At 62.8% G+C, this 21,964-nt stretch carries 19 protein-coding genes; 7 read left to right on the plus strand and 12 right to left on the minus strand.

Going from position 1 to position 21,964, the window contains the following annotated elements; all coding sequences use genetic code 11:
• Nucleotides 1-129 precede the first annotated feature (129 nt).
• Entirely contained in the window at nucleotides 130-684 is a 555-nt protein-coding gene (locus MTX23_RS15035) for a hypothetical protein (RefSeq protein WP_280977444.1), read from the minus strand.
• A 163-nt stretch (nucleotides 685-847) separates the two neighbouring features.
• Between MTX23_RS15035 and MTX23_RS15040 the strand changes: the two genes are divergently transcribed.
• Nucleotides 848-1,327 (plus strand): hypothetical protein, encoded by a 480-nt coding sequence (locus tag MTX23_RS15040; protein ID WP_280977446.1) that lies wholly within the window; start codon nucleotides 848-850, stop codon nucleotides 1,325-1,327.
• Nucleotides 1,328-2,062: 735 nt separating this feature from the next.
• On the opposite strand, the gene bamA is transcribed toward MTX23_RS15040, so the two are convergent.
• A complete protein-coding gene (gene bamA / locus MTX23_RS15045; protein WP_280977447.1) occupies nucleotides 2,063-4,423 on the minus strand; it encodes an outer membrane protein assembly factor BamA in 2,361 nt (786 codons plus the stop codon).
• 160 nt (nucleotides 4,424-4,583) lie between these two features.
• Here bamA and MTX23_RS15050 point away from each other — a divergent pair, with 160 nt between their 5' ends.
• Nucleotides 4,584-5,669, plus strand: coding sequence for a hypothetical protein (locus MTX23_RS15050; RefSeq protein ID WP_280977448.1), 1,086 nt, complete (start codon nucleotides 4,584-4,586; stop codon nucleotides 5,667-5,669).
• Nucleotides 5,670-5,917: 248 nt separating this feature from the next.
• Here MTX23_RS15050 and MTX23_RS15055 read toward each other — a convergent pair whose 3' ends face one another.
• The 4 genes from MTX23_RS15055 to MTX23_RS15070 are packed head-to-tail and all read right to left on the minus strand — an operon-like array spanning nucleotide 5,918 to nucleotide 7,063.
• Nucleotides 5,918-6,082 carry a hypothetical protein gene (locus MTX23_RS15055; protein WP_280977449.1) on the minus strand — a complete coding sequence of 55 codons (165 nt, stop codon included), beginning with the start codon at nucleotides 6,080-6,082 and terminating at the stop codon, nucleotides 5,918-5,920.
• Nucleotides 6,079-6,300 (minus strand): hypothetical protein, encoded by a 222-nt coding sequence (locus MTX23_RS15060; RefSeq protein WP_280977450.1) that lies wholly within the window; start codon nucleotides 6,298-6,300, stop codon nucleotides 6,079-6,081. The genes MTX23_RS15055 and MTX23_RS15060 overlap by 4 nt, the downstream gene beginning before the upstream one ends.
• 3 nt (nucleotides 6,301-6,303) lie before the next feature.
• Nucleotides 6,304-6,426: a hypothetical protein gene (locus tag MTX23_RS15065; RefSeq protein ID WP_280977451.1), complete on the minus strand. Its 123-nt coding sequence runs from the start codon at nucleotides 6,424-6,426 to the stop codon at nucleotides 6,304-6,306.
• A 13-nt stretch (nucleotides 6,427-6,439) separates the two neighbouring features.
• Entirely contained in the window at nucleotides 6,440-7,063 is a 624-nt protein-coding gene (locus MTX23_RS15070) for a hypothetical protein (RefSeq protein ID WP_280977452.1), read from the minus strand.
• Nucleotides 7,064-7,317: 254 nt separating this feature from the next.
• On the opposite strand from MTX23_RS15070, the gene MTX23_RS15075 reads away from it, so the two are divergent.
• The 3 genes from MTX23_RS15075 (at nucleotide 7,318) to MTX23_RS15085 (ending at nucleotide 12,020) form a co-directional block, all read left to right on the plus strand.
• The gene (locus tag MTX23_RS15075) at nucleotides 7,318-7,770 is read left to right on the plus strand and encodes a lipocalin-like domain-containing protein (protein ID WP_280977453.1); all 453 of its coding nucleotides are present in this window, start codon (nucleotides 7,318-7,320) and stop codon (nucleotides 7,768-7,770) included.
• A gap of 550 nt (nucleotides 7,771-8,320) precedes the next feature.
• Entirely contained in the window at nucleotides 8,321-10,066 is a 1,746-nt protein-coding gene (locus tag MTX23_RS15080; RefSeq protein WP_280977454.1) for an adenylate/guanylate cyclase domain-containing protein, read from the plus strand.
• A gap of 1,081 nt (nucleotides 10,067-11,147) precedes the next feature.
• Nucleotides 11,148-12,020 (plus strand): DMT family transporter, encoded by an 873-nt coding sequence (locus tag MTX23_RS15085; protein WP_280977455.1) that lies wholly within the window; start codon nucleotides 11,148-11,150, stop codon nucleotides 12,018-12,020.
• Between the two features lie 218 nt (nucleotides 12,021-12,238).
• Here MTX23_RS15085 and MTX23_RS15090 read toward each other — a convergent pair whose 3' ends face one another.
• Nucleotides 12,239-12,898 (minus strand): peroxiredoxin, encoded by a 660-nt coding sequence (locus MTX23_RS15090; protein WP_280977456.1) that lies wholly within the window; start codon nucleotides 12,896-12,898, stop codon nucleotides 12,239-12,241.
• 388 nt (nucleotides 12,899-13,286) lie between these two features.
• On the opposite strand from MTX23_RS15090, the gene MTX23_RS15095 reads away from it, so the two are divergent.
• On the plus strand, nucleotides 13,287-13,868 hold the full coding sequence (locus MTX23_RS15095; RefSeq protein ID WP_280977457.1) for a hypothetical protein: 582 nt from the start codon (nucleotides 13,287-13,289) through the stop codon (nucleotides 13,866-13,868).
• A gap of 43 nt (nucleotides 13,869-13,911) precedes the next feature.
• On the opposite strand, the gene MTX23_RS15100 is transcribed toward MTX23_RS15095, so the two are convergent.
• From MTX23_RS15100 to MTX23_RS15120, 5 genes are all read right to left on the minus strand, one after another.
• Complete coding sequence (locus MTX23_RS15100) at nucleotides 13,912-15,750, minus strand: alkaline phosphatase family protein (protein ID WP_280977458.1); 1,839 nt, start codon at nucleotides 15,748-15,750, stop codon at nucleotides 13,912-13,914.
• A 143-nt stretch (nucleotides 15,751-15,893) separates the two neighbouring features.
• Nucleotides 15,894-19,118 carry a CusA/CzcA family heavy metal efflux RND transporter gene (locus tag MTX23_RS15105; protein WP_280977459.1) on the minus strand — a complete coding sequence of 1,075 codons (3,225 nt, stop codon included), beginning with the start codon at nucleotides 19,116-19,118 and terminating at the stop codon, nucleotides 15,894-15,896.
• Nucleotides 19,111-20,334, minus strand: coding sequence for an efflux RND transporter periplasmic adaptor subunit (locus MTX23_RS15110; RefSeq protein WP_280977460.1), 1,224 nt, complete (start codon nucleotides 20,332-20,334; stop codon nucleotides 19,111-19,113). The genes MTX23_RS15105 and MTX23_RS15110 overlap by 8 nt, the downstream gene beginning before the upstream one ends.
• A 113-nt stretch (nucleotides 20,335-20,447) precedes the next feature.
• The gene (locus MTX23_RS15115; protein WP_280977462.1) at nucleotides 20,448-20,750 is read right to left on the minus strand and encodes a hypothetical protein; all 303 of its coding nucleotides are present in this window, start codon (nucleotides 20,748-20,750) and stop codon (nucleotides 20,448-20,450) included.
• Nucleotides 20,751-20,890: 140 nt separating this feature from the next.
• Complete coding sequence (locus MTX23_RS15120; RefSeq protein WP_280977463.1) at nucleotides 20,891-21,118, minus strand: hypothetical protein; 228 nt, start codon at nucleotides 21,116-21,118, stop codon at nucleotides 20,891-20,893.
• Between the two features lie 294 nt (nucleotides 21,119-21,412).
• Between MTX23_RS15120 and MTX23_RS15125 the strand changes: the two genes are divergently transcribed.
• Nucleotides 21,413-21,934: a hypothetical protein gene (locus MTX23_RS15125; protein WP_280977464.1), complete on the plus strand. Its 522-nt coding sequence runs from the start codon at nucleotides 21,413-21,415 to the stop codon at nucleotides 21,932-21,934.
• Nucleotides 21,935-21,964 lie beyond the last annotated feature (30 nt).

The raw sequence follows: 21,964 nt of genomic DNA on the forward strand, positions 1-21,964 counted from the left end.
TCGTCGAAGACCTGGAGATCTTCAAATGCCTTTCCGGAGTAGTGGGCGTGGCCCGAGGGGTGGAGTTCTTCTCCGAAGGAGGTAAGCTTCGACGGGGAGGCTACTACCTTTGAGGTATCGCTCATGCCGTCATTGCTGCAGGTGAGCCTCGAGCTTCGGCAGAAATTCCCAGACATCTCGGTTGATGCGGATCATCGCGCGGACCGTCTCAGAGAGCTCCTTCAGACGAGCCTCATCGACCGGCCGCGTTTCTCCAAACGCGAGGCTTGCGCGCGTTTGGACCACGCGCATGGACTGGGTCTTGACGATTTCGCCGCTCTCGTCGACCGCATACATGCAATGCGTGAGCTCGTTACGAACTTGCGTCGTATCGTTGAAGCGGTCGATAAGCTTGTTCAACTCTCTACCAAGAGCTTGATCTCTAATCTTGATCTTGGCCAGCCGTTGAATCAAATCGAGACGGGCGCGCGTCGTGTTCAATGTGGCGAACACTAACGCAGCCGACGCTTCATCCGTGCTGAGCAGGAGCATCAGGACGTAAATGAACAGGCTCTCATTGTTCGACCAATTGAAGATGAGATTGCCAATGAGCGCGAGGACCGTCGTTCTATGGCCGGCTGACTCCGGCGCGGTCGCCTCAAGCGCGCTGAAATCCGGTTTGGGAGGTAGCTTGCTCGCAGTCATTGACCTGGACCCCGCGTGACGTCCCGACGACTCGCAATCCCTTGCCAAGTCGACTAACGTTGGCATCCTAGCGCAGTTTGACTCCACCGTGCTACGCTCGTTTGCTAGCGCTGATGGCCCGATGGCAACGCCGGAAGCCAGAATGCTGAGGTGGCTTTTTACAATGATCGACGTGCTCCGTGTGCGCAATGCCGCGGTCACGACGATCCGGCCATTGGTTGAAGCAAGCAGAGGCCGTCTGGACGGCATTCCCGACTCGGTTTGGCTTGAACCTTATATGATCGGGCTCTTGGGCATGCTGATCACCTTGGCGGCGGAGCGGCAGACGCGCCCCATCGAGGGGGCCGCGATGCGCCAGATTCAGACGGAAGCCTGGCGCAAGATTACCGGGCTCGACTATCGAATAGGCGAAGAGATCATGCTGCTCAGTGCGACCCATGACGAGCAGTTCCTCGCAGGGTGCATGGATGCTGCGAGTATAGCGTCCGAGCTCTACGGCGATGAAGCGGCCGCTCCGCCCGGCTGGGATGCCCCTAATCTGCTGGGCTCGTCGCTCTTTGCCGATCCAGCCGCAGCTCATCAGGTCCGGGACATCGTCCGATGGCGCGAGACATTCGATTCCTACATCGTGCGTCGCCAGTAGATCGGGGCGGCTCGGCGTCTTCGCGCAGTTCCCTACCGATTTGGAGCAGCTCGTTCGCCAGTATGGCGATTTCTGTCCGGTTCCTGGCATGGAGCTTTCGCATGATTTGGCGCGGGTCCCACGCTCATTGCCAAGTGCAGGTTGGAAATTCGAACCGGGGCCGTTTGGCGGGCGGTATGCCGATGATCAGTGCCGGCTGTGCTCAGAGCGGAGGAGCGGGCGGCGCCGGACTCGACGCGCGCTTCTCAACTTCGCTTCGCGTCCAGGCTAACTCGCTGCTGGTTGGTTACTACCGGCGCCGAAATGCCTATAAGAATCGAAAGCAGGAGCGGAGGAAGGAGAAGCATATGTCCATGCAACATCCATGTCGCCAGCGAGCCCCAAATTGCATATGTGGCAACGACCGTAAGAGCCTCAGCGAGGATGACGCTCTGTTGCCATCAGACGCTTGATGAGTTTGCCTATTGGCCCATAGCGTCCACCTCGACGCTTGCTTTGGCGCCTGCTTCTAGGGGGACCGGACGTCCCCACGGCATGATCCAGTTGACGCAAATGCCCCTTAGACGACCCGATCGCGCCCTGGGCTGTGAGGCGTTCAACTTAGATCGCAGTTCGCCCTTCGCGTGAAGGCGGCCAACTTCGAGAACATCAAGCATCGGCACCGTCGCATACTGATAGCGACGTCGAGCTGCGGGATAACCTCAATCAAGTCGCTATGGCGCTGCATCTCGCCGGTCAGAACGGCGAGGCGGTAAAATTGAACGGCTGCGTCACATCATAGGCCGCCTTTGTGATGGGCAAAGCGTAGTTGATGGCGAGCGCACCGAAGGGCGAAGCCCAGGTCAGGCCGACGCCGACGGACGAACGCAGGATGTTGCTGTTGGCCACATTAACCGTCTGGCCTCCGAAGGTTGTGGGTCCCGTGTAACGAAACACGCTTCCGGCATCGACGAAGGCCGAGCCCTTCAAACCGTATTCGTTGGGCAGGCCGGGAATCCCGCTCTGCAGTTCGGCCGTGGTTGCCCAATACAGGCTGCCGCCGACATTGTCCATCGTGCTGCCGCTGGTCAGGTCGCGCGGGCCGAAGCCGTTGGGCGCGAAGCCGCGCACCATGCCGGGGCCGCCGAAGAAGCTGTTGATCAGCGGCGCCTGTTGACCGCCCCAGCCGGTTATATAGCCGCCTTGCGCGCGAACCAGGCCGACCAGGTCGCCGCCGAGAGATTGGTAGTGGCGCACATCCCCCGTCGTCCGAAGGAAACGGACGTCGCCGCCGAGGCCGGCGAGGTCCTGCCTGAGTTGCGAGTTGACGCCGCTGGTCGGGCTCTTGGTGTTGTCGAGGGTGCTGTAGGTGGTCGTGCTGCCGATACCCGATACCAAGGCAGGCCCGGCCGCAGCGGCCTGCTGGATCGGCAGCGACACTGTCGTGCCTGACGAAGTCGGTGCGAGCGTGACACTCTGGTTGGACATCGAATAGCGCCACTGCACGCTGGTCTCTTCCGCCATCGGCGTCGCGAGCGTGAAATTGGCGCCATAGGTATCGGTCCCGTAGGACTGATAAGTGCTGGCAAAGGTCTGCCTGCCGAACAGTTCGGCGCCCGCCGTGGCGCGGCTGTCGAAGATATCCGGTTCGGACACCGAAAGATCGACACCGCGCGAATACTGGCCGTAGCCGACGCGCGCCTGCACCGCTGCGCCAGTGCCAAGAAAATTGCGATCGCCCAGCTTGACCTCGCCGAGCCATCCGTCGGTCGTTGAGTATCCGCCGGACACGAAGAAATCGCCGGTCGGCTGGTCGACGGTTTCGACGTCGAGCACCACGCGATCGTTTGCCGAGCCCGGCCGGGTCGTGATCTTGACGTCCTTGAAATAGTTCAGGCTCTTCAATCGCCGTTCGGCGCGATCGACCAGCGTTTGGTTGTACGCATCACCTTCCGCGAGATCGAATTCGCGGCGGATCACATAGTCGCGCGTCCTTGTGTTGCCGTGGATCGCGATCCGCTCGATGTAGCTGCGCGGTCCCTCCTTGATCACGAAGGTCACGTCGATCCGCCGCGCCTCCGCGTTGCGATTTGTGCGAAGGGTTACGTGTGCAAAGGGAAAGCCAAGCTTTTCCATCTCTAACGCCAGCGCCTCGGAGCTCTTGTCGAGGAGGCTATTGTCGAAGGGCACGCCCGAACGTGCCGAAATCCGGGCACGCAGCCGCTCGGGATCAATCCCGGACACGTGCGACTCGAGACCGATGCTGCCGAGTCGATAGGGCTCGCCTTCGTCGATGACGAAAGTCACCGCAAAACCCTGGCTGGCCGAATCATATTCGGCGCGCGCGTCGGTGACGCCGGCGTCGGCATAGCCATGGTTGCGGTAATAGCGCCGAAGCTGCGCGCGGTCCTGCGCAACCCGGTCGGGGTCGTAGATGTCCGTATGGGTGAGGAAGCTCAGCACATTCGTCGCGGACGTGTTGATGACGGCGGCCAACTGACGCCGGCTGAACGCGTGATTGCCGACGAAATTGATCTGCCGTACCGTCGCTTTCTTGCCCTCGGTGATGGTAAAGACGAGATCGACGGTGTCGTTGCCGCGCTCGATCGTCTCCGGCACCACTTGGACCTCCTCGCGGCCAATGTGCCGATAAACCTCCATGACGCGGCCGACATCGGCCTGCACCGTGGCGCGTTGGAATGGACCACCAGGCTTCGATTGGACGGCGGCGGCAAGATCTTGATCCTTGATTTTTTTGTTGCCCTCGAACGCAACGCGGCCAAGCAGCCTGGCTTCGGTCAGACGCACGACGATGCCATCGCCGGTGCGATCAATCCTGACCTGGTCGAACAGTCCCGTACCGATCAGCCCCTTCAACGCGGCGTCGAGTGCGGCCGCGTCGTAGTGGCCGTCGGCCGCGGGATGGAAATAGGAACGCACCGTTGCGCTCTCGATGCGCCGGTTGCCCTCTACGGTGATCCTGGTCGCGGGATCGGCAGCCAGCGCCCGCGAGACAGACAGCGCGAGCACGACGACAAGCAGCGCCGCCGCACTGCACCGCCGGTCTCGCCGATTGGATATCCCCGTCACTCCTGCCTGATATCTCACGGGCGACATCGAATTTCCGGCGCCGGGCAAAAGAATGTCAGAGGCGAGGCCAGTTGCAGGCCAAAGGTGAACGCTGCCACAATTTCGACGCGCCCCCGACCTGCCGTCCTAAGATTCGTCGTATGGCCGCTTCAAATGCCGCTTAGCCAAAGGGCTGGAAGCTCTCGCGATGCACGCCGTCGCGAGCGCGAAGGAGCATCACATGCGTTATGCAGCTCTCATCTTCACACTGGTTGCTCTGATTGGTCCGGCTCGCGCCGCAGTCGCTTCCCAGATCGATCCGCGCGCCTCGCTCGGTGTGGTGCAACAGTGGATCTACAACTATCGCGCCAAGCCGGACTATGCGCACGTGCCGGCCGCCGTTCGCGTCCTCTTTCATTCGCAGACGTTCAAAGAGCCCGAAAACGCGGGGATCTATATCGGCTTCATCGCCGGGGCGATCGGGTCGAATCCGCCGAAAGCCGAGCAGCTGGTGAACAGCTTGATCCCCGTGCCGCCGGAAGACGAGTGGGTCATCGTTCGCGCCATTGCCTATTCGGGGCTGCCTGACTGGCGCAACCTGCTGCGGCGGATCGCGCCGAAAATGCCGGAACGGCGGGTCATGATCGACAGCTATCTCAACGGTACGCTACCGACGCTGGCGGAAATTCCCCTGGAAGAGTCGAAGCCGGGCATGCTCGACAAGCTACGCAGCGCCTTCAGCCGCAATCCGTTCAAGAAGGAAGACAAGAAGCTTGACACCAAATTGACCTTCGCGACGAGCCAGGATCTGCTGGATACGCTCTGGGGCTACTATTTCGCGACGGGCTCTCACGTGCCGATCATGACAATCGTTCAAATGCTGCCGTGGTCGAAAAGCCGCGACACCATCGACAAGCTGACGGTGGGCAGCATGGCGCGCTACACCCTTGCAAGCTATGCCGTGCGCGACAACGCCTTGCGCGAATTCCTGCGTGGCGAACTGGCGCAGCAACCTGAAGCGATGAAGGGTCCGCTGACCGAGGTCATTCGGGCCGCCGACACCGTTCAGCTCAGCGCCTTGCGACGCGATGCCGTCGCAGCAGTCGAGGAACTAAAGACGAAGGGATCGGATGCCCGCCGCAACCTCGATTTCTGGGGACAGGTTGGGGTGGGCGCGCTTGCCCTCGGCTGTGTGTCCGCTGCTGCGCTCGGAGAAGTCGCTGTCGGCGTTCCCTGCGTGATCGGCGGTGCCACGTCGCAAGGGTTGTTGTCGTTCTGGGAGAAGCAGCAGTAGCGCCGTCTCGTCTGGCCAGCGAACTCGGCGGCATCGATCGAGGGCCGTAGGCGGTAGCCCGCCGCCTTAAGGCGGCGGCAGACGTAGGGACATCTTCCCGTCTGCAGCTACCTCGCCGTGCCGGTCAAGTCCCGCTGCGACGCTCCATGCGAATGTCAGCATCTGGCCCCATCGCGACATTTGCTGCGGTTGCACAAAGGCAGTCGCTGTCGGGGCGAACCGGACATCAGGAAGATTTAGTAAGCGCTCTAGTCCCGCTCGATGGCGCGCCATCCGCGCGCTCTCGCATAGGCCAGCACGCGCACCCGGTCCCAGCCGATCATGTAGCGAAGGATGGGCGCCGTCCGTATCACTAGCCGGGTCCGATCGAAGACCACGGCTGCATAGAAGTGGGGTGCGTCGATCACGATCATGGGCGCCGGGCGCGAGCCTTGTCGAGTTCGAGCAGTTCGACCTTGAGGGCATGGTCGCGGAAGCCGAGGGACATCAGCGCATTGTGGGCATCCGTCCACGACAGCGTGCCAGCGACATAACGCTCGACGATGTTGCGATAGTAGGCGCGCCATTGCGCGAGGTATGCGGGATCGAGCCGGTTGACCGACCTGTCTCGCGCAACGCGCTGGATCAGCACGGATCAGTCCTTGTAAGGCGGCACGCCCGGCGGGGGATCTTCCGGCTGGGGCTGCTGCTGTTCGGACTTGTCCGCCGGCGCCTTGTCGCGACTGCGCCTGTCGTCATCCTCGTGCTTCCCGGCCATGGCTCTCTCCCTGTTAGCGGCGCCGCGTGGACATGGCGCGGATGACCACGAGCGCGAGGTTGAGCGACATCTCCTGCCGCATCACCTCGGCAAAGTCCTTGTAGAACGGCACGTCGGGCCGGATCGGCACCGATGGCCGCAGCGAATACATCAGCTTGATGCGGCCCTTTGTCTTGCGGGTCGACTTGCCCTGGCGCTGGAAGATGAAGCGCCCGCGCTTGAAACTGTTCCGCAGGTTCTTTGGCTGCTGCGGCTTCCGCACCGCGCCGCCGCTCGTCCGCTGCACGTTGACCGACGACGGGATCGCGAGGCTGCCGCCCTTGGCGCACCGGGTGCCGCCCTTGGCATGCAGGGACAGGTTCGCACGACCGAGCTTGTCGTAAATCTCGACCGTCAGATCGCCCTTCGTCGCGCGCGATCCCTTGGTCGTCAGCGCGGCATTCATGAACGAACGATTGCGGACGGTCACTGACGACGGCCACGTCGTCTCGATCAGATACGACCGGGTATTCTCGGCGGCCATGTTGAGCGTGGTCGCCATGATGTAGGGGATTTGATCTGCGGTCGCGCCGAGGTCCATGGCCCGGCGCGCGACCCCCGAGAAATCGAAATCAACCCCGAGCGTTGGCATCAGCAAGCAGCAGGACGTGCACTCATGAGGCGTGGATGTCAGTTTCTGACGACCAAGCGGAAATCTTACGCTCAATCAGAGCATTATCGCTGGTGACCCTTATCGGACTTGGGGTTTGAGTGATGCGCGACTATGATCGTTCGTTTCAAGAAGCCGCCGAAGTAAATCTCTCACACTATTATAGCGAGCCCCCGGGACTTGAATGGTCGGGCTGCGAACCCTGCTATCAGTTTTGGGTAAGCAGAAGAGGAGGATAAGTCATGGTTAAGCCCGAGCTTGCCCCTTTTAGCCATGATGCGAAGGACCTGGTGGGCACCTGGACGCTTGTTTCGGTCGTAGCTGAACGGGACGGCAAAAAGTTCGACTCCTATGGCCCAAATGCAAAAGGTTTATTGGTGCTCGATGCGAACGGGCGCTATTCGATGATCTTAATTGCAGCCGGCCTACCCCACTTTGCGTCGGGTAGCCGGTCCAACGGTACGGCGGATGAAAACAAGGCGGTTGTAGCAGGAAGCATCGCTCATTTCGGCAGCTACGTCGTCGACGAGGCGGACAAGAGCCTCACACTTCAGATCGACCGCTCGACATTTCCAAACTGGGAGGGCAAGCACAATAAGCGCTCCTTTGTCACTATTGGCGATGAGTTGGTCTTTAGAGAACAGCACGCGTCGGCCGGTGGGGCAGCAACGACCATTTTCAAGCGCGCAACGTGAGCCCCGATTTGGACGCGGCGGCAGTCGCCCTTGGGCCTCTCTGGTCCATTCCGTAGTTGCTGCCTCTCCCGCACGGCGACCGTCTAATCAAATTTAGGTAGCGCAATGCCCGCTTCTGGCCCTAATGCGAAGTCCGCTTCATGTCTCCCGAATTGGCGGGAAAACGGCTGGAATTGCTGAGCCGACGAGGTGATCGAATAGCTAGACTTTTTGCTGCGGTGCATGAGTCCGTTTGTGGCCCTTCGCGACATATTGCGGCGCCGCGCAATCTCGGTCGCTAACGAGGCATAGCGGAAATTGACCAGCAGCCGTCCATTGAAGAGGGCAACGCTTTTGACCCAAAGCGGTCATTAACGTCGTTTGAACCCTCAGCGCCCCGGCTGATGCACGATGTTGTTCGCGGCCCCGAACGCAAGCCCTGCCATAGGCCCGGCAAATGCCGCTTGGGGCAAACGGGGCCCTCCCGCGATTGCCGCTCACATGTCCGCAACAAAGTGCTAGGCTCCTCCTCGTCCCAGCGGCGTGGTTTGTCTAGTCGTTCGGAGGGGCTGTGACCGAGCAGCGGGTTCAAAGGCGACTAGCGGCGATCTTGGCTGCCGACGTGGTCGGTTACTCTGCGTTGATGCAACGCGCTGAGGAAGCGACATACGCCGAGTTCGAGCGGCTCAAGCGCGAAGTAATTGAGCCCAGCCTCTCCCGCCACGACGGGCGACTGATCAAGACCACGGGTGACGGCGCGTTGGCCGAGTTCGTAAGTCCGTCGGCTGCGGTGCGATGCGCGGTGGAGATACAGGAAAGCATCGCGTCAGGCCGAAGCTCCCTTAAGCTACGCATTGGGCTCAATCTCGGGGAGATTATAGTCGGGACTGACGGTGACCTTTTTGGCGACGGGATCAACATTGCGGTCCGGCTAGAGGGGGGCGCCGATCCAGGCGGCATCCTGATTTCCGAGAAAGTGTACACCGAGGTCGAAGGTAAGCTGGACGTTGACTTTGAAGACCGGGGCGAACAGCAGCTCAAGAACATCTCCAAGCCGGTCCGCGCTTTTGCTGTACGCGCGGGAGCGCATAGCGCGCTCAATGATAAGCTAAGTGCAGCTCCTCCACTCCCGGACAAGCCTTCCATCGCCGTACTGCCGTTCGAGAACATGAGCGGCGACCCCGAGCAGGAGTATTTTGCCGACGGCATCGCCGAGGATGTGCTGACCACATTGTCGAAAATCCAGGAATTGCTGGTCATCGCACGGAATTCGAGTTTCGTGTTCAAGGGACAGGCGCGGGACATTCGCGAAATCGGGCGGCTGCTCGGCGTTCGGTATGTGCTGGAGGGGAGCGTGCGCAAGGCCGGCAATCGCGTGAGATTGTCCGCACAATTGATCGACAGCCTGAATGGCAGCCACGTGTGGGCCGACCGTTTCGAAGGCGACCTCAACGACGTGTTCGAGCTTCAGGACAGGATTACGCAGGACATTGTCGCCGCGCTCGAAGTTCGGTTGACGCTTGGCGAGGACGTGCGGGTGTGGCGCAAACGCTCCGGCAGCCCGCTGGTATATGAGCACTTCAACAAAGGGCGACTCCTCTATGTCAACTTTGCCAAGCACACTCACGCACAAGCGCGCAGCGAGTTCGAACGGGCCTTGGCGATCAACCCTGTCTTTGCGCCGGCGCTTAGTCTGTTGGGCATGACACTGACCGACCAGGCTCGCTTTGGCTGGGAAAAGGACGAGACGACAACCTACGAAGCGGCACTGGAATGCGCGGCCAAGGATCTGGCCGCCGACCCAAACAGCTCTCAGGCCTATATGACCATAGGTTATGCCCGCCTGTTTCAACGCCGCCACGACGAAGCCGCGGCTGCCGGGGAGAAGGCGATTGCCCTCTGCCCCAACAGCGCGGGCGCCTTTCATATGGCAGCTATGTTTCACGGCTATGCTGGCGATTTCCGAAGAGCCGCCCAGTATGAAGAGCAGGCGCAGCGGCTCAGCCCACTTAGCCGCAATGAATCGAGGATCGACGAGGCGCGGGCGCGGTTTCACCTCGGTGATCTTGTCGCCGCACGAGACATTGCCTCCCGTGTCTTGGTCAAGAAGCCACGCTGGCTGACCGCGCAAACGATTCTTGTGGCGGCGCTCTGGAATCTTGGCAGCGAGGACGAGGCGCGCGTCATGATAAGGAAGATACTGGACAATCACCCCAATCTGACCGCCAGTCGCTGGGCGCAGGGATTACCCTATCGCCACCAGAAAGATCTCGACGCACTGGTTACGCCACTGCGCCTTGCCGGGCTACCAGAATGAGCCAGTAGTCCCGCTCTGATCCATGGCCGACACCTACCGATGCCGCGCAGTTATTTCACTAGAACGTCGGCTCTTGGCCCATAGCTGAAGGTCCCTTCAATCATCGGCACGTCGGCTCGTCGGGGCAGAGCGGACATCGCTGAGCTCGGAATCATCGGCGGGTTGGCGCGAATTCCAAAACGGTCGCGACGAACGGCGGACAGGAGTCCCAGCTATCAGTCCCACGCTCATTGCCAAGTGCAGGTTGGAAATTCGAACCAGGGCCGTTTAGCGGGCCGGTTATGCCGATGATCGGTGCCGGCTGGGCGCAGAGCGGAAGGGCTGGCCGTGTTGGACCCGACGGGCAACTCAATTTCTCAATTTTCGCTTCACGCATCCCGGCAAATGTCCAGCCCTTGGGTGAGAAATATTTCTGTTTTACAGAAATGAAGTTCAGTCTATGATGCGCCCGTCTCACCCGCCTGAGGGGCGCTTCGCGATCGTCACGAGTGTTGGGTTGGGATGCGGTGGACGCCGACTGCGCGACTGACGAGCACGCATGAGGCGGACGGCGAAGTCGTGCAGGCCTGACGCCCTAGTGGCAGGTGTCTCCTCGCAAGATGCGGAACGCATCTTTGCGAAGACGGTGACAACAAAGCCCAGTCTCGCCGGGGCGAGCACGTATAAGCCGTAAACCATCGCGCAGGGAAAGCCGGAGTGTTTTCCGGTTTCACCTGTGGTCCTACCTCCCGAGCTTTCCATTTGCTCGGGACCCATGGGTGCGATCGGCACCCGGCTTTCCCTGCGCCCTCTGATCGAGAAAGGGCGGAACGAAGTGAAAACCTCGGGCGGATCGTGCCGCGAGATCGCCAAGTTGCGACCAAATGCCAGACACCGTCATTGCGAGCGAAGCGAAGCAATCCATCTGACTACTAGCGGAGCGATGGATTGCTTCGTCGCTATCGCTCCTCGTAATGACGGTGATGAGATTGGCCGCAGACCATTCCTAACGCACTATTTGAGCTCGGCCGCCGGTCCGCGCAGCATGGTCGCAAATTTCGCGATTGCCGATTGCCTCATCTTCAGGCAATGACAGCCGGCAATGAACAAGAGCTACGAGGAAACTGCCGCTCGTCTGGCGCCGGCGATCTTTGTCGTGCTGTGGAGCACCGGATTCATCGGCACCAAATACGTCATCAACAATGCGGAGCCGCTGACCTATCTTGCGATCCGGATGGCGTTCGTGGTGGTGGTGATGACTGTCATCGCCGCGATCGTGCGGCCGAGATGGCCGGACCGGGCCGGCATGTTTCACAGCGCGGTCGCCGGCATCCTGGTGCACGGCTTCTATCTCGGCGGCACGGCGATTGCGATCGCGCATTCGATTCCGGCCGGCCTCTCCGCGCTGATCCCGGGCCTGCAGCCGATCCTGACCTCGACGATCGCCAACCGTTGGTTAGGGGAGCGCGTCATGCCGCTGCAATGGGGCGGGCTCGTGCTCGGCCTTGCCGGCGTCGCCCTGATCCTGCACGACCGGCCGATGACAGGCGAGGCGGGGTGGGGCTGGCTCGCCTCGATCGTCTCGCTGATCAGCATTACGCTCGGCACGCTCTATCAGCGGCGCTACTGCAACCGGATCGACTGGCGGGCCGGCAATCTCGTGCAGTACATCGCGGTGACGATCTTCTTCGGCATCGGCGCCTTGCTGTTCGAGTCCAATGTCGTGCACTGGACCGCCGAATTCGTGCTGGCGCTGGCCTGGCTGGTGTTCGCGCTGTCGATCGGCTCGATCGGGCTGTTGTACTGGCTGATCCGCCACCATGCCGCGACCTCGGTCGCGAGCCTGTTCTATCTGGTGCCGGCGGTGACCGCGTTGATGGCCTATGTGCTGTTCGGCGAGCGGCTCGATCCTGTCGCGATATCAGGCATGGCCGCCTGCGCCGCGGCGGTGTTGCTGGTCAACCGCCGCCCGTAGGCGCAGCCCTTGTCACGAACAATTGCGGTCCGGCTGGTGCCGAGACCAATTCCTTGTCATTCCGGGGCGATGCGGAGCATCGAACGACGGCGCGCACTTGCGCATCCGAGAATCTCGAGATTGCCGGATGCGCGTTGCGTGTCTGCGGCGGCCTGGTGCCCGCGCACCAGACCCGAATGACCCTTGCGACAACGCGCGAGGCACGTCCTCGCAGGCGGTTACTTCGGCTGCGGCACGATCCGGATATACGGCTTCGGCGCCTTCCAGCCCTGCGGATAGATCGTCTTGGCCTCGTCGTCGCTGACCGAGCCCGAGATGATCACGTCCTCGCCCTGCTTCCAATCGGAGGGGGTAGAGATGCGGTGCTTGGCGGTCAGCTGCAGCGAGTCGATCGAGCGCAGGATCTCCTGGAAATTCCGGCCCGTGGTCATCGGATAGACCATCACCAGCTTGATCTTCTTGTCCGGCCCGATCACGAACACGTTGCGCACGGTCTGGTTGTCGGCCGGCGTGCGGGTGAGGGGATCGCCGGAGGTCGAGGCCGGCAGCATGTCGTAGAGCTTCGACACGTTGAAATCGGTGTCGCCGATCATCGGATAGTTCGGTGCGGCGCCCTGGGTTTCCTTGATATCCTCGGCCCATTTGGCGTGACGGTCGACCGGGTCGACCGACAGGCCCATCAGCTTGACGCCGCGCTTGTCGAACTCCGGCTTCAGCTTGGCGAGCGCGCCGAGCTCGGTGGTGCAGACGGGAGTGAAGTCCTTCGGGTGGGAGAACAGCAGCGCCCAGCTGTTTCCGATCCAGTCGTGGAACTTGATCTTGCCTTCGGTGGTCTGAGCTTCGAAGTCGGGGGCGACAGCGCCGATCTGAAGTGCCATGATTTTACCTCATGTCTTTGAAGTTGCTGTTGAATTCGTGTTCGGAGTGTCCTGGTGAGTATAGGAGTCGCCAGGACTTAAGTGAACCGGTTAATGAAAAAGGTGAGATTCTTCTTTTCAGGCCGGAACTCCTAGCACGTTCTTTTGATCCCTGCGCCTGCGGCGAAATATCAACTGCGACAGTGAAAGCTTGGGAGCGCCCAGATAATGCCGCTTATCGCCGCCATCACGCCGGGCCCCGGTTGTTATGCGACCGAACCACGACAGGCTTCACAGCGACCAAATAGCAACCATCTAAAAATCTCGGAACGCAAGTTCCGAATCATTAACCACTCGTTTACGCCCGCATGAAAATGCTGACCTGAGATAGGAATTGAAAGCCCCCACAATGTCTGCCCCTAGTACCAAGACCGCTGAGCCTCTCAGCGGTGCGTTGCAACCGTCGTGCCGTAAGACCGCCGCCCACGCGCTGACCATCGTGCGCGACGGCGTGATCACCGGCGAGGGCCCCACCACCAAGGGCCGTATCCATTTCTCCCGGTCGCTCGATGCCGATGACGCTGCCTGGTGCGCGCGCATCCTGACGGCGGCTGCCGTCAAGCACCAGCCCGTCAGCCGGGCCGAGATCGAGGCGCTGCTCGAGATCAACGAGGCCGCCGCCGAGCGCAGCGATAACGGCCGCTTCGACGACCTGCTCGCCAAGGCGATTGCCCATCATGCCGCCTCGGAGTCCGGCCTGCCGGTTCCGCCGCGCACGGTGGCGCTGTCGCCCGATACCAGGATCGAGGGCTGGGCGCCGGCGCAGGCGACCAAGATCGACACCAAGGTGCTGGAGTGGATCGCGACCCAGATGCGCGGCAAGCGCCGCGCCGGTCGCGCGCTGGCTGCCATGGTTGCGACGCTGGTCGGCGCGGCTGCCCTGCCGCTCGCGGCGCAGCTGCCCAACGTGTTCGATATCGGGATGATGTAAGCCATCATCCCGAACGACGGATTGTCGTGAGAGCGGCGGGGGACTACTTCCCCGCCGTTTTCTGTTTGCCGTCCTCGGCCTCGAGCCCGAGCGTCCGCCCCGGGAATCCCGCGACGTCGAAATAGCGGGTCGAGAGCACGCGCTGGAATTTCAGCACGGTGCGCAGGCCATTGGCGGCGGGCTTCGAGGTGACGGTGCCACCGGCCATCTTCGGCACAATGCCGTTCGGCAGCGCCTCCGACATGACACGGCCGATCAGCCCGCCATTGTTCGGGGTGCGCAGATCGAGCAGCTTGGCTGCGGTCATGCCGACGTCGGCGTTGCTGACCGGAAGCGGGTCGACGTAGCCCGACTTGAAGTCGGGGCCGATTGCCGCGGTGAAGTTGAAGGTATCGCCGCGGCTGAAGCTGCCGTGCATGCCCTGGCCCTGGCGCAGCACGGTGTCGGCGATCTGCACCGAGCAGTTGGTCGTGATCTCGCAGCCGCTCGACCAGGAGCGGAAGTTGACCACGATCGACGGGTTCGGCGTCGTCGCCTTGCCCTTCAGGTTGAGCGCCGACATCGGCAGCGTGCCGGGAAAGCGGCCGAGCTTGTCATCGACGAAGAGGCCGCTGACATAGTCCTGCTCGAGCAGCGCCTTGACGACGCGGCCGGCGAGCTTCTTGTCGCGGTTCGGCAGATAGATCAGGTCCGAACCGCCATTGGTCGCGATCACGACGTCGGGCTTGGTCGGGTCCTTGCCGAGCACGCCGTTGCCGGCCTTCGGATGGGCGGTGTCGGCGACTTGGGCGTTCTTGTTGTTGGGGTCGTAGAGCGGCAGGTCCAGCGCCTTGGCGAGATCGATCGCCAGGAAGCCCATGGGCAGGAAATCCTTCGGCGTGTCGCCATAGGATATCTTGGCCGACGGGCTGGTCTTGCTCTCCTTCGAGATCGTCGAGAAGCCGTGGTCGGAGGAGACGATGATGTTGGTGGTGGCGGCAAGGCCGAGCTCGTCGAGCGCCTTGCGGAGCTGCGCCAGGTTGTTGTCGGCATTCTTGATGCCGGCCATCGAGGTCGGGCCGTTGATGCCGGGGGTGATGGTGTTGAGGCTGTCGCCGGTGTTGTGCTGGCTGCCGTCCGGGTCGCGCGACCAGAACACCAGCACGAACGGCTTGTTGCGCGCCTTGAACATCGGCAGCACAACCTTGGTCGCGACGTCGGCCATGTAGGCCTGCTGCGCCACATTGGCGACCGTGGTGCCCGGCGTCTTGGCGTCGCCGGCCTTGGCGTTGTCGCCGCGGCCGGGTGTGGTGAGCGGGAGGCCAGCCTTGGTCAGCGCCTCCTTCATCTCGTCGGAGAGCGGCACGCCGGTCTTGCCGCCGGTGGAGTCGTCAACCACGATGGTGTTCTTGCCGCGGTCGGTGTGGTCGAACAGCAGGGTGGGGCCGACCTTGCCGATCGCCGCAGTGCTGAAGCCATGGCCGCGGGCCAGCTTCAGCAGCGTCTCTTCGTTGAGATAGTCGCCGTTGAAGTGATCGTCGATGTCGGCGAGCACCGCATCGTTCTCGATGAAGGGGACCACGGTATCGCCGGCCGGCGCCGAGCTGTAGCCGGTAAAGATCGTGTTGGAGAAGGTGCCGGTGTCGCCGAGATAGTGGCCGGTCGAGAGCGCCGAGCTGTTCGCCATGGTGAAGGTCGGGAACAGTGAATGCGAATTCTTGAAGCTGACGCCCTTGTCGCGGATGTCGGCCATTGCCGGCGCGGTCTGCCGTGTCACGATGCCGCCGCGCAGGCCGTCCGGAACGAACAGGATGAGGTTGTGGGGCTTCGCGTTCTGCGCCGAGGCGGCGCCCGCTGACAAGGCGATCATGCTGGCGGACAACAGTGTGATGGCGCGGCGCATTTTTTTCGTTCCCCCATGAAGAGCAGGCAGCGGCAGATCGCCGCTGCCCCCGTTTAATTTTGCGATATGACAGAATTGTTACAGGCCGTTCGCAGCAGGACAACAGTGCAAGTCTGGCCCGCGAAACGGCGGTCAACAAGCCGTCATTCCGCAGACTGGGCGGCCGTCCTCTCTTTGCGCGCAACGTTGCCGGCATGACCGTACCGCGCATAGAGCGCGGGCAGCACGGCGAGCGTCAGCAGGGTCGCGCTGACCAGGCCGCCGATCACGATGGTGGCGAGCGGTTTCTGCACCTCCGCGCCGGTGCCGGTGGCAAAGGCCATCGGGACGAAACCGAGCGACGCGACCAGCGCCGTCATCACGACGGGGCGGAAACGGGTGAGGGCGCCTTGCTCGATCGCTGTCCCCATTGGCACGCCGCGCTCGCGCGATTGCCTGACGAAGCTCAGCATCACGAGCCCGTTCAGCACCGCAACGCCGGACAGCGCGATGAAGCCGACCGCGGCCGAGATCGAGAACGGCATGCCGCGGAGCCACAGCGCGGCGATGCCGCCGGTCAGCGCGAGCGGCACAGCGCTGAACACCAAGAGCGCATCGCGCGCCGACCCCATGGCCGCCAGCAGCAACAGGAAGATCATCGCAAAGCAGGCCGGCACAACGATGGCGAGGCGCTGGCGCGCCGCGGCCAGATTTTCCGACTGGCCGCCCCAGGTCATCCAATAGCCGGGCAGCAGCTTCACCGATTGCGTCACCTTGGCCTGCGTCTCCTCGACCACCGAGCCGAGGTCGCGACCGCGGACATTGGCCGTCACCACGATGCGGCGCTTGCCGTTCTCGCGGCTGATCTGGTTCGGGCCCTCAGTGAAGGAGAAGCGCGCGACGCGGTTGAGCGGCAGGCTCTGCACCGGTGTATTCGGCGTCGCCTGCGGCAACGCGACCGGCAGGTTGCCTAGCGCTTCGAGATCGGAGCGCACGCTTTCCGGCAGCCGAACCACGATATCGAAGCTGCGGTCTCCCTCGTAGACGACGCCGGCATCCTGGCCGCCAACCGCGGCGCCGATCACGTCCTGCACGGCGGATGCGCTCAGCCCACGCCGGGCGATCGCCGCCTTGTCGACCTTGATCTCGAGCACCGGAAGGCCGCCCGCCTGTTCGACCTTGACATCGGTCGCACCTCGCACGGTGCGCAGTGCCGCGGCAACCTCGTTGGCCGCCTTCTGCATCGGCCCGAACTCGTCGCCGAACACCTTCACTGCGATGTCGCCGCGAACGCCGGCGAGCAGTTCGTTGAAGCGCATCTGGATCGGCTGGGTGAATTCATAGACATTGCCCGGTAACCGGCCGACGGCTGCGGAGATCTCCTCGATCAGCCGCTCCTTCGTCATCGAGGGATCAGGCCACCGCTGGCGCGGCTTCAGGATGATGAAGGTGTCGGACGCGTTCGGCGGCATCGGGTCGCTCGCCACTTCCGCCGTGCCGGTCTTGGAGAAGACGTATGCCACTTGCGGAAAGCGGCTGACGGTCTTCTCGACGGATAGTTGCATTGCCTGCGACTGCGACAGCGCCGTGCTCGGAATCCGCAGCGCGTGCATGGCGATGTTCTTCTCGTCGAGCGAGGGGATGAACTCCTGGCCGAGGCGCGAGAACCCGAGCAGGGCGGCCGCGAACAGCACGACTGCAACCGCAATGACCGGCGCGGGCGCAGCGACCGCGCGCCGCAGCAGCGGGCTGTACCAGCTCTTCAACGCCGCGACGAGACGGTTTTCCTTCTCCTGCACGCGGCCGGTGATGGCGATCGCGATCAACGCGGGAACGAGCGTGAGCGACAGCACGAAAGCCGCGGCAAGCGCGAGGATCACGGTGAGCGCCATCGGCTCGAACATCTTGCCTTCGACGCCGGTGAAGGTGAGCAGAGGCACATAGACCAGCAGGATGATGGCCTGGCCGTAGAGGCTCGGCTGCACCATCTCCACGGCGGAGGCGCTCACTGTCGCCAGGCGCTCATCGCGCGTCAGCACGCGGCCGAGCGCCTGCTGCTTCTCGGCGAGGTGTCGCAGGCTGTTCTCGGTGATGATGACGGCCCCATCGACGATCAGGCCGAAATCGAGCGCACCGAGGCTCATCAGGTTGGCGCTGATGCGGCCCTGCCACATGCCTATGGCGGTCATCAGCATGGCGATCGGGATCACCAGGGCGGTGATCAGCGCAGCGCGGAAATTGCCGAGCAGCACGAACAGCACCGCGATCACCAGCAACGCGCCTTCGGTGAGGTTGCGGGCCACGGTGCCGATGGTCGCATCGACAAGCTGGGTGCGATCGAGCACCGGTTTGACCTCGATGCCCGCGGGCAGGGACGGCGCGATGGCACGCAGCCGCGCGTCGACCGCAGCCGACACCGTGCGGCTGTTGGCCCCGATCAGCATCAGCGCCGTGCCGATCACGACCTCGCGGCCGTTCTCGCTGGCGCTGCCGGTGCGGGTCTCGCCGCCGATCGACAGGCTCGCGATGTCGCGAATCCGAACCGGGACGCCGCCGCGGGTGGTGACGACGACCGCACTGAGCTCCTCGATGTTCTCGAGGCGTCCGCCGGAGCGCACCACAAAACCTTCGCCGTTGCGCTCGATATAGCGGGCGCCGCGGCTGACATTGTTGCCTTCGATCGCCTTGGCGACGTCGGCAAAGGTGAGGCCGAGCGCGATCAGCTTCGCCGCGTCGGGATGGACCTGGTACTGCTTGAGATACCCGCCGATCGAATCGACGCCGGCGACCCCCGGCACCATCTTGATCTGCGGCTTGATGATCCAATCCTGCACCGTACGCAGATAGGCGTCCTTCTCGACCTCGCTTCGCAGATACTGGCCATCGCTGGTGAGGTAGCGGCCATCGCTTTGCAGGCCCGGCGTCCCGTCGGTCTGCACCGGCTGCCCGGAGAAGTGGACGGTCCACATGTAGATTTCGCCGAGGCCGGTCGAGGTCGGACCGATCCGCGGCTCGATGCCCTGCGGCAGGCGCGCACGGACCTCGGTGAGGCGCTCGCCGACCTGCTGGCGGGCGAAGTAGATGTCGGTCGCCTCGCTGAATACAGCGGTGATTTGCGAGAAGCCGTTGCGCGACAGCGACCGCGTGCTCTCCAGTCCCGGCGCACCCGCAAGCGCGGTCTCGATCGGGAATGTGATCTGCTTCTCGATTTCCGCCGGCGACAGAGCGGGCGCTGTGGTGTTGATCTGCACCTGCTTGTTGGTGATGTCAGGCACTGCGTCGATCGGCAGCTTCGTCAATGCGACGCCGCCGAGCAGCGTCAGGATGGCGGCGAGCGTTACGACGACCCAGCGGCGCTGGATCGCAAGGGCGATGATGCGCTCAATCATGATCGTGCTCCGCGTCGTCCTTCTCGAGCTCGGCCTTGAGCGTAAAGGTGTTCTCCATCGCGATGATCTCGCCGGCGGCGAGACCGGCCACGATCTCGATATCGTCGTCATCCTCGCGGCCGGTGCGCACGGACCTGGCCTCGAAACCGTCGGCCTCGCGCACGAAGACGGTCGGCGTCCCCTTGATGGTCTGGATCGACTTCTTGGAGACGATCACGGTCGACGGCGCTCCGGCGATTGGCACTTCCGCGGTGACGAAGGTGCCGGGCTTCCAGCGATGATCCCTGTTGGGCATGGTCGCGATCACGCGCGCGTTGCGGGTCTCGCGGTCGAGCAGGGGGCTGACGAAGATGACGTCCGCGTTGGCTTCGTCCTCGGTGCCGATGGCGCGGATCTTGACCGTAACACCCTCGCGGACGGCGCCGATGTCTTCGGGGGACACCGCGAGGTCGACCCAGACGTCGTCGAGGTTGACGATGACGAAGAGCTCGCTCTCCTGGCCCTCGCGCCCGATCAATCCGCCGAGATCGACGCGTCGCTCGGACACCCGGCCGCTGATCGGTGCGCGCAGGAACTGCGTTCGCAGGCTTTCCTGGGGCTGGTTGGGCAGGTCAGCGATTTCGCTGTCCGACAGGCCCAGCGCGAACAATTTCTGCCGCGCGCCGTCGAGCTTGATCTGGGCGTCGTTCGCGGTCAGCCGCGTGCGTAGGAATTCGTTCTCCGACACGGTACGGCTCTCGACCAGCGTCCTCTGCCGGGCATAGAGGGTCTGCTGCAGATCGTTGGTCAGCCTTGCCGCAAGGTATTCGCTCTTGGCGTCGGCGACCTCGCGGCTCTCGATCGCCGCGACAATCTCGCCCTTTTCGACGCTGTCGCCGATGCGCTTGCGCAGTTCCGTAACCGTCGCCAGCACGCGCACCGAAACGCGGCCGATATGGTCGGCGCCGGGGATCAGCGATCCCGGCGCGAGGAAATGGCGTTTCAGCACGCCGCCGTCCGCCCGCGCGAGCGTGATCCCGGCTTCGCGAAGCTGGTCTTCGCTCAGCTCAATGTGTCCCGGGGGCTGATGCTTGGCCTCGGCCTTCGGCGAGTTCGCGCCCGCGGTCTCCTGCCTCGCGGCGGGGAGCGAGATCGGCCAGCCGATCCACTCGGCCGCCATGATAACCAGGCCGATGCCGGCGGCGACACCGGCGAAAAATAGTACGATCCGTTTCATCTACGCCTCTCCGCAGCGCATCCCGAGGGCTGTGCGCTGTCGCAACATCGATGTGTGCGGACGCATACCCGCTGCTTGACGGCAGCGAGATGCGGGCGGTCATGCCGACCGGATCAGGCGCGGGGTGGTTTGAACGGAGAGAGACGATCGGCCGAGGCCGGCAGCTGCAAGCTGACGTCGCCATAGGTATGCGGCGCATACTCGATGGGGAACACGGTCTCCTGCGGAGCCATGGAGGCAACGTGTGTCAGGCAGTGATCGCCATGGAGCGCCGCCGGATGCGACGGCGCCTTGCCGCCGTTGTCGTTGATGGACTGCGCGATGGAGATACCAGACCCTGCATCATCGTCGCCATCGGACGTCCAGCCATGGAAGAAGGACAACACCAGCGCCAGCGAAATCAGTCCTGCAAGCACGCTGCGCCAACGGCGCGATCTTGCTGCGCGAGAGGAAGACTGAATCGTGGCGGGCGAAGCGCTCATGTGCCCTAGTTAGCGCCGCGACTGCAGGCATTCAAGTTCAAGCTGACGCTGGAGTTGCGGCGAATACTATAACGTTACGCGATGCCCGAACTGCGACGCGTGAACCATCGCCGCGCGGCGACGACGGCCCAGACGGCTTCGACGAGACCAAACGGCCATGCACCCTGCAGAAATCCGTAAGCCGAACCGAGCGCGCAAGAAACCGCGAAAGCCAGGATGAACCAGGGGCTGCGATCTTCGGCCGCATAACAGACGAGCATCATGGTGACGGCGAACAATCCGAAGAGCGTCAGTGCATCCATTGAACAGCAAAAGTCCCGGTCATGATCATGTCGATATCTGAACATGCCCGGGATGAAATAGCCATCTCGCTGGGATGCGGACGTTCCGCGCCACGGTGAAGCCCATCGTCTGTGGTGACTGGCACCGACTGGCAGTCGCCACGTCGCAGGACATGTGAGGCGAGAGAGGGGCGCTGCCGGGACTCGCCGAGCGAGTATCGAGCGGGCTTCGCGGCGGCCACCGTAAGGAAAGGCTTAAGAGCTGCGACATAATATCGCTGCGATCACGGCCTCCGCGCTAACCGCCGGTTTACCATGCGGCTTCTGCCAATCAAGGATCCCGAGCGGTCCTGGCGTCATATCAGGGCACAATGGAAGAAGGACGCTGAAGGCGTCGGCGAGGATTTTGCGAGCTTCGGCGGCATCACCATGTTCGACGCCCTGACGGCCAAGGAAGCCGACTGCCAGGGTTTGTATTATCTCGCCGACAGCCAACGCGTCCACGCGCTCTGCCAGGTCAGGCGTTTGCTGATGAGCAAATATCCGACGCCGGCCTTGAGCGTGCGCTTCGTCAACGTCTCTCCGATCTACGATCTCGGCGTTGCCGATGTCAGCGATTACGCGCAGATGCTTGTGACGCTATTCTCCGGCGTCGTCTGGCTGTCGCGCGATGCGCTGTCGGCCAGCCATATCAGGTTCTTGCTGAAAAGCCCGGGCGATTCGCAGTTCTTCGCGGCGCTCAAGGTCGCGACGCCGCTTTCGCCGTTCTCGAAATTCACCATCGAGGGAGCGCTGATCGAGTGCAGCCTGAAGGAGGCCGATGCGACAGCTGACTAGGAAGCTTCCTGACAGTCGTGTCGGACGGCT

The organism is Bradyrhizobium sp. ISRA436 (assembly GCF_029910015.1).
GTDB lineage: Bacteria > Pseudomonadota > Alphaproteobacteria > Rhizobiales > Xanthobacteraceae > Bradyrhizobium.

Bases quoted from the DNA above. Each gene is read 5' to 3' on its own strand.
- MTX23_RS15085 (WP_280977455.1), top strand. From the start codon at position 11,148: ATGAACAAGAGCTACGAGGAAACTGCCGCTCGTCTGGCGCCGGCGATC.
- MTX23_RS15125 (WP_280977464.1), top strand. From the start codon at position 21,413: ATGCGGCTTCTGCCAATCAAGGATCCCGAGCGGTCCTGGCGTCATATC.
- MTX23_RS15050 (WP_280977448.1), top strand. From the start codon at position 4,584: ATGCACGCCGTCGCGAGCGCGAAGGAGCATCACATGCGTTATGCAGCT.
- MTX23_RS15090 (WP_280977456.1), bottom strand. From the start codon at position 12,898: ATGGCACTTCAGATCGGCGCTGTCGCCCCCGACTTCGAAGCTCAGACC.
- MTX23_RS15100 (WP_280977458.1), bottom strand. From the start codon at position 15,750: ATGCGCCGCGCCATCACACTGTTGTCCGCCAGCATGATCGCCTTGTCA.
- MTX23_RS15075 (WP_280977453.1), top strand. From the start codon at position 7,318: ATGGTTAAGCCCGAGCTTGCCCCTTTTAGCCATGATGCGAAGGACCTG.
- MTX23_RS15035 (WP_280977444.1), bottom strand. From the start codon at position 684: ATGACTGCGAGCAAGCTACCTCCCAAACCGGATTTCAGCGCGCTTGAG.
- MTX23_RS15095 (WP_280977457.1), top strand. From the start codon at position 13,287: ATGTCTGCCCCTAGTACCAAGACCGCTGAGCCTCTCAGCGGTGCGTTG.
- MTX23_RS15110 (WP_280977460.1), bottom strand. From the start codon at position 20,334: ATGAAACGGATCGTACTATTTTTCGCCGGTGTCGCCGCCGGCATCGGC.
- bamA (WP_280977447.1), bottom strand. From the start codon at position 4,423: ATGTCGCCCGTGAGATATCAGGCAGGAGTGACGGGGATATCCAATCGG.
- MTX23_RS15055 (WP_280977449.1), bottom strand. From the start codon at position 6,082: ATGATCGTGATCGACGCACCCCACTTCTATGCAGCCGTGGTCTTCGAT.
- MTX23_RS15065 (WP_280977451.1), bottom strand. From the start codon at position 6,426: ATGGCCGGGAAGCACGAGGATGACGACAGGCGCAGTCGCGACAAGGCG.
- MTX23_RS15105 (WP_280977459.1), bottom strand. From the start codon at position 19,118: ATGATTGAGCGCATCATCGCCCTTGCGATCCAGCGCCGCTGGGTCGTC.
- MTX23_RS15040 (WP_280977446.1), top strand. From the start codon at position 848: ATGATCGACGTGCTCCGTGTGCGCAATGCCGCGGTCACGACGATCCGG.
- MTX23_RS15120 (WP_280977463.1), bottom strand. From the start codon at position 21,118: ATGGATGCACTGACGCTCTTCGGATTGTTCGCCGTCACCATGATGCTC.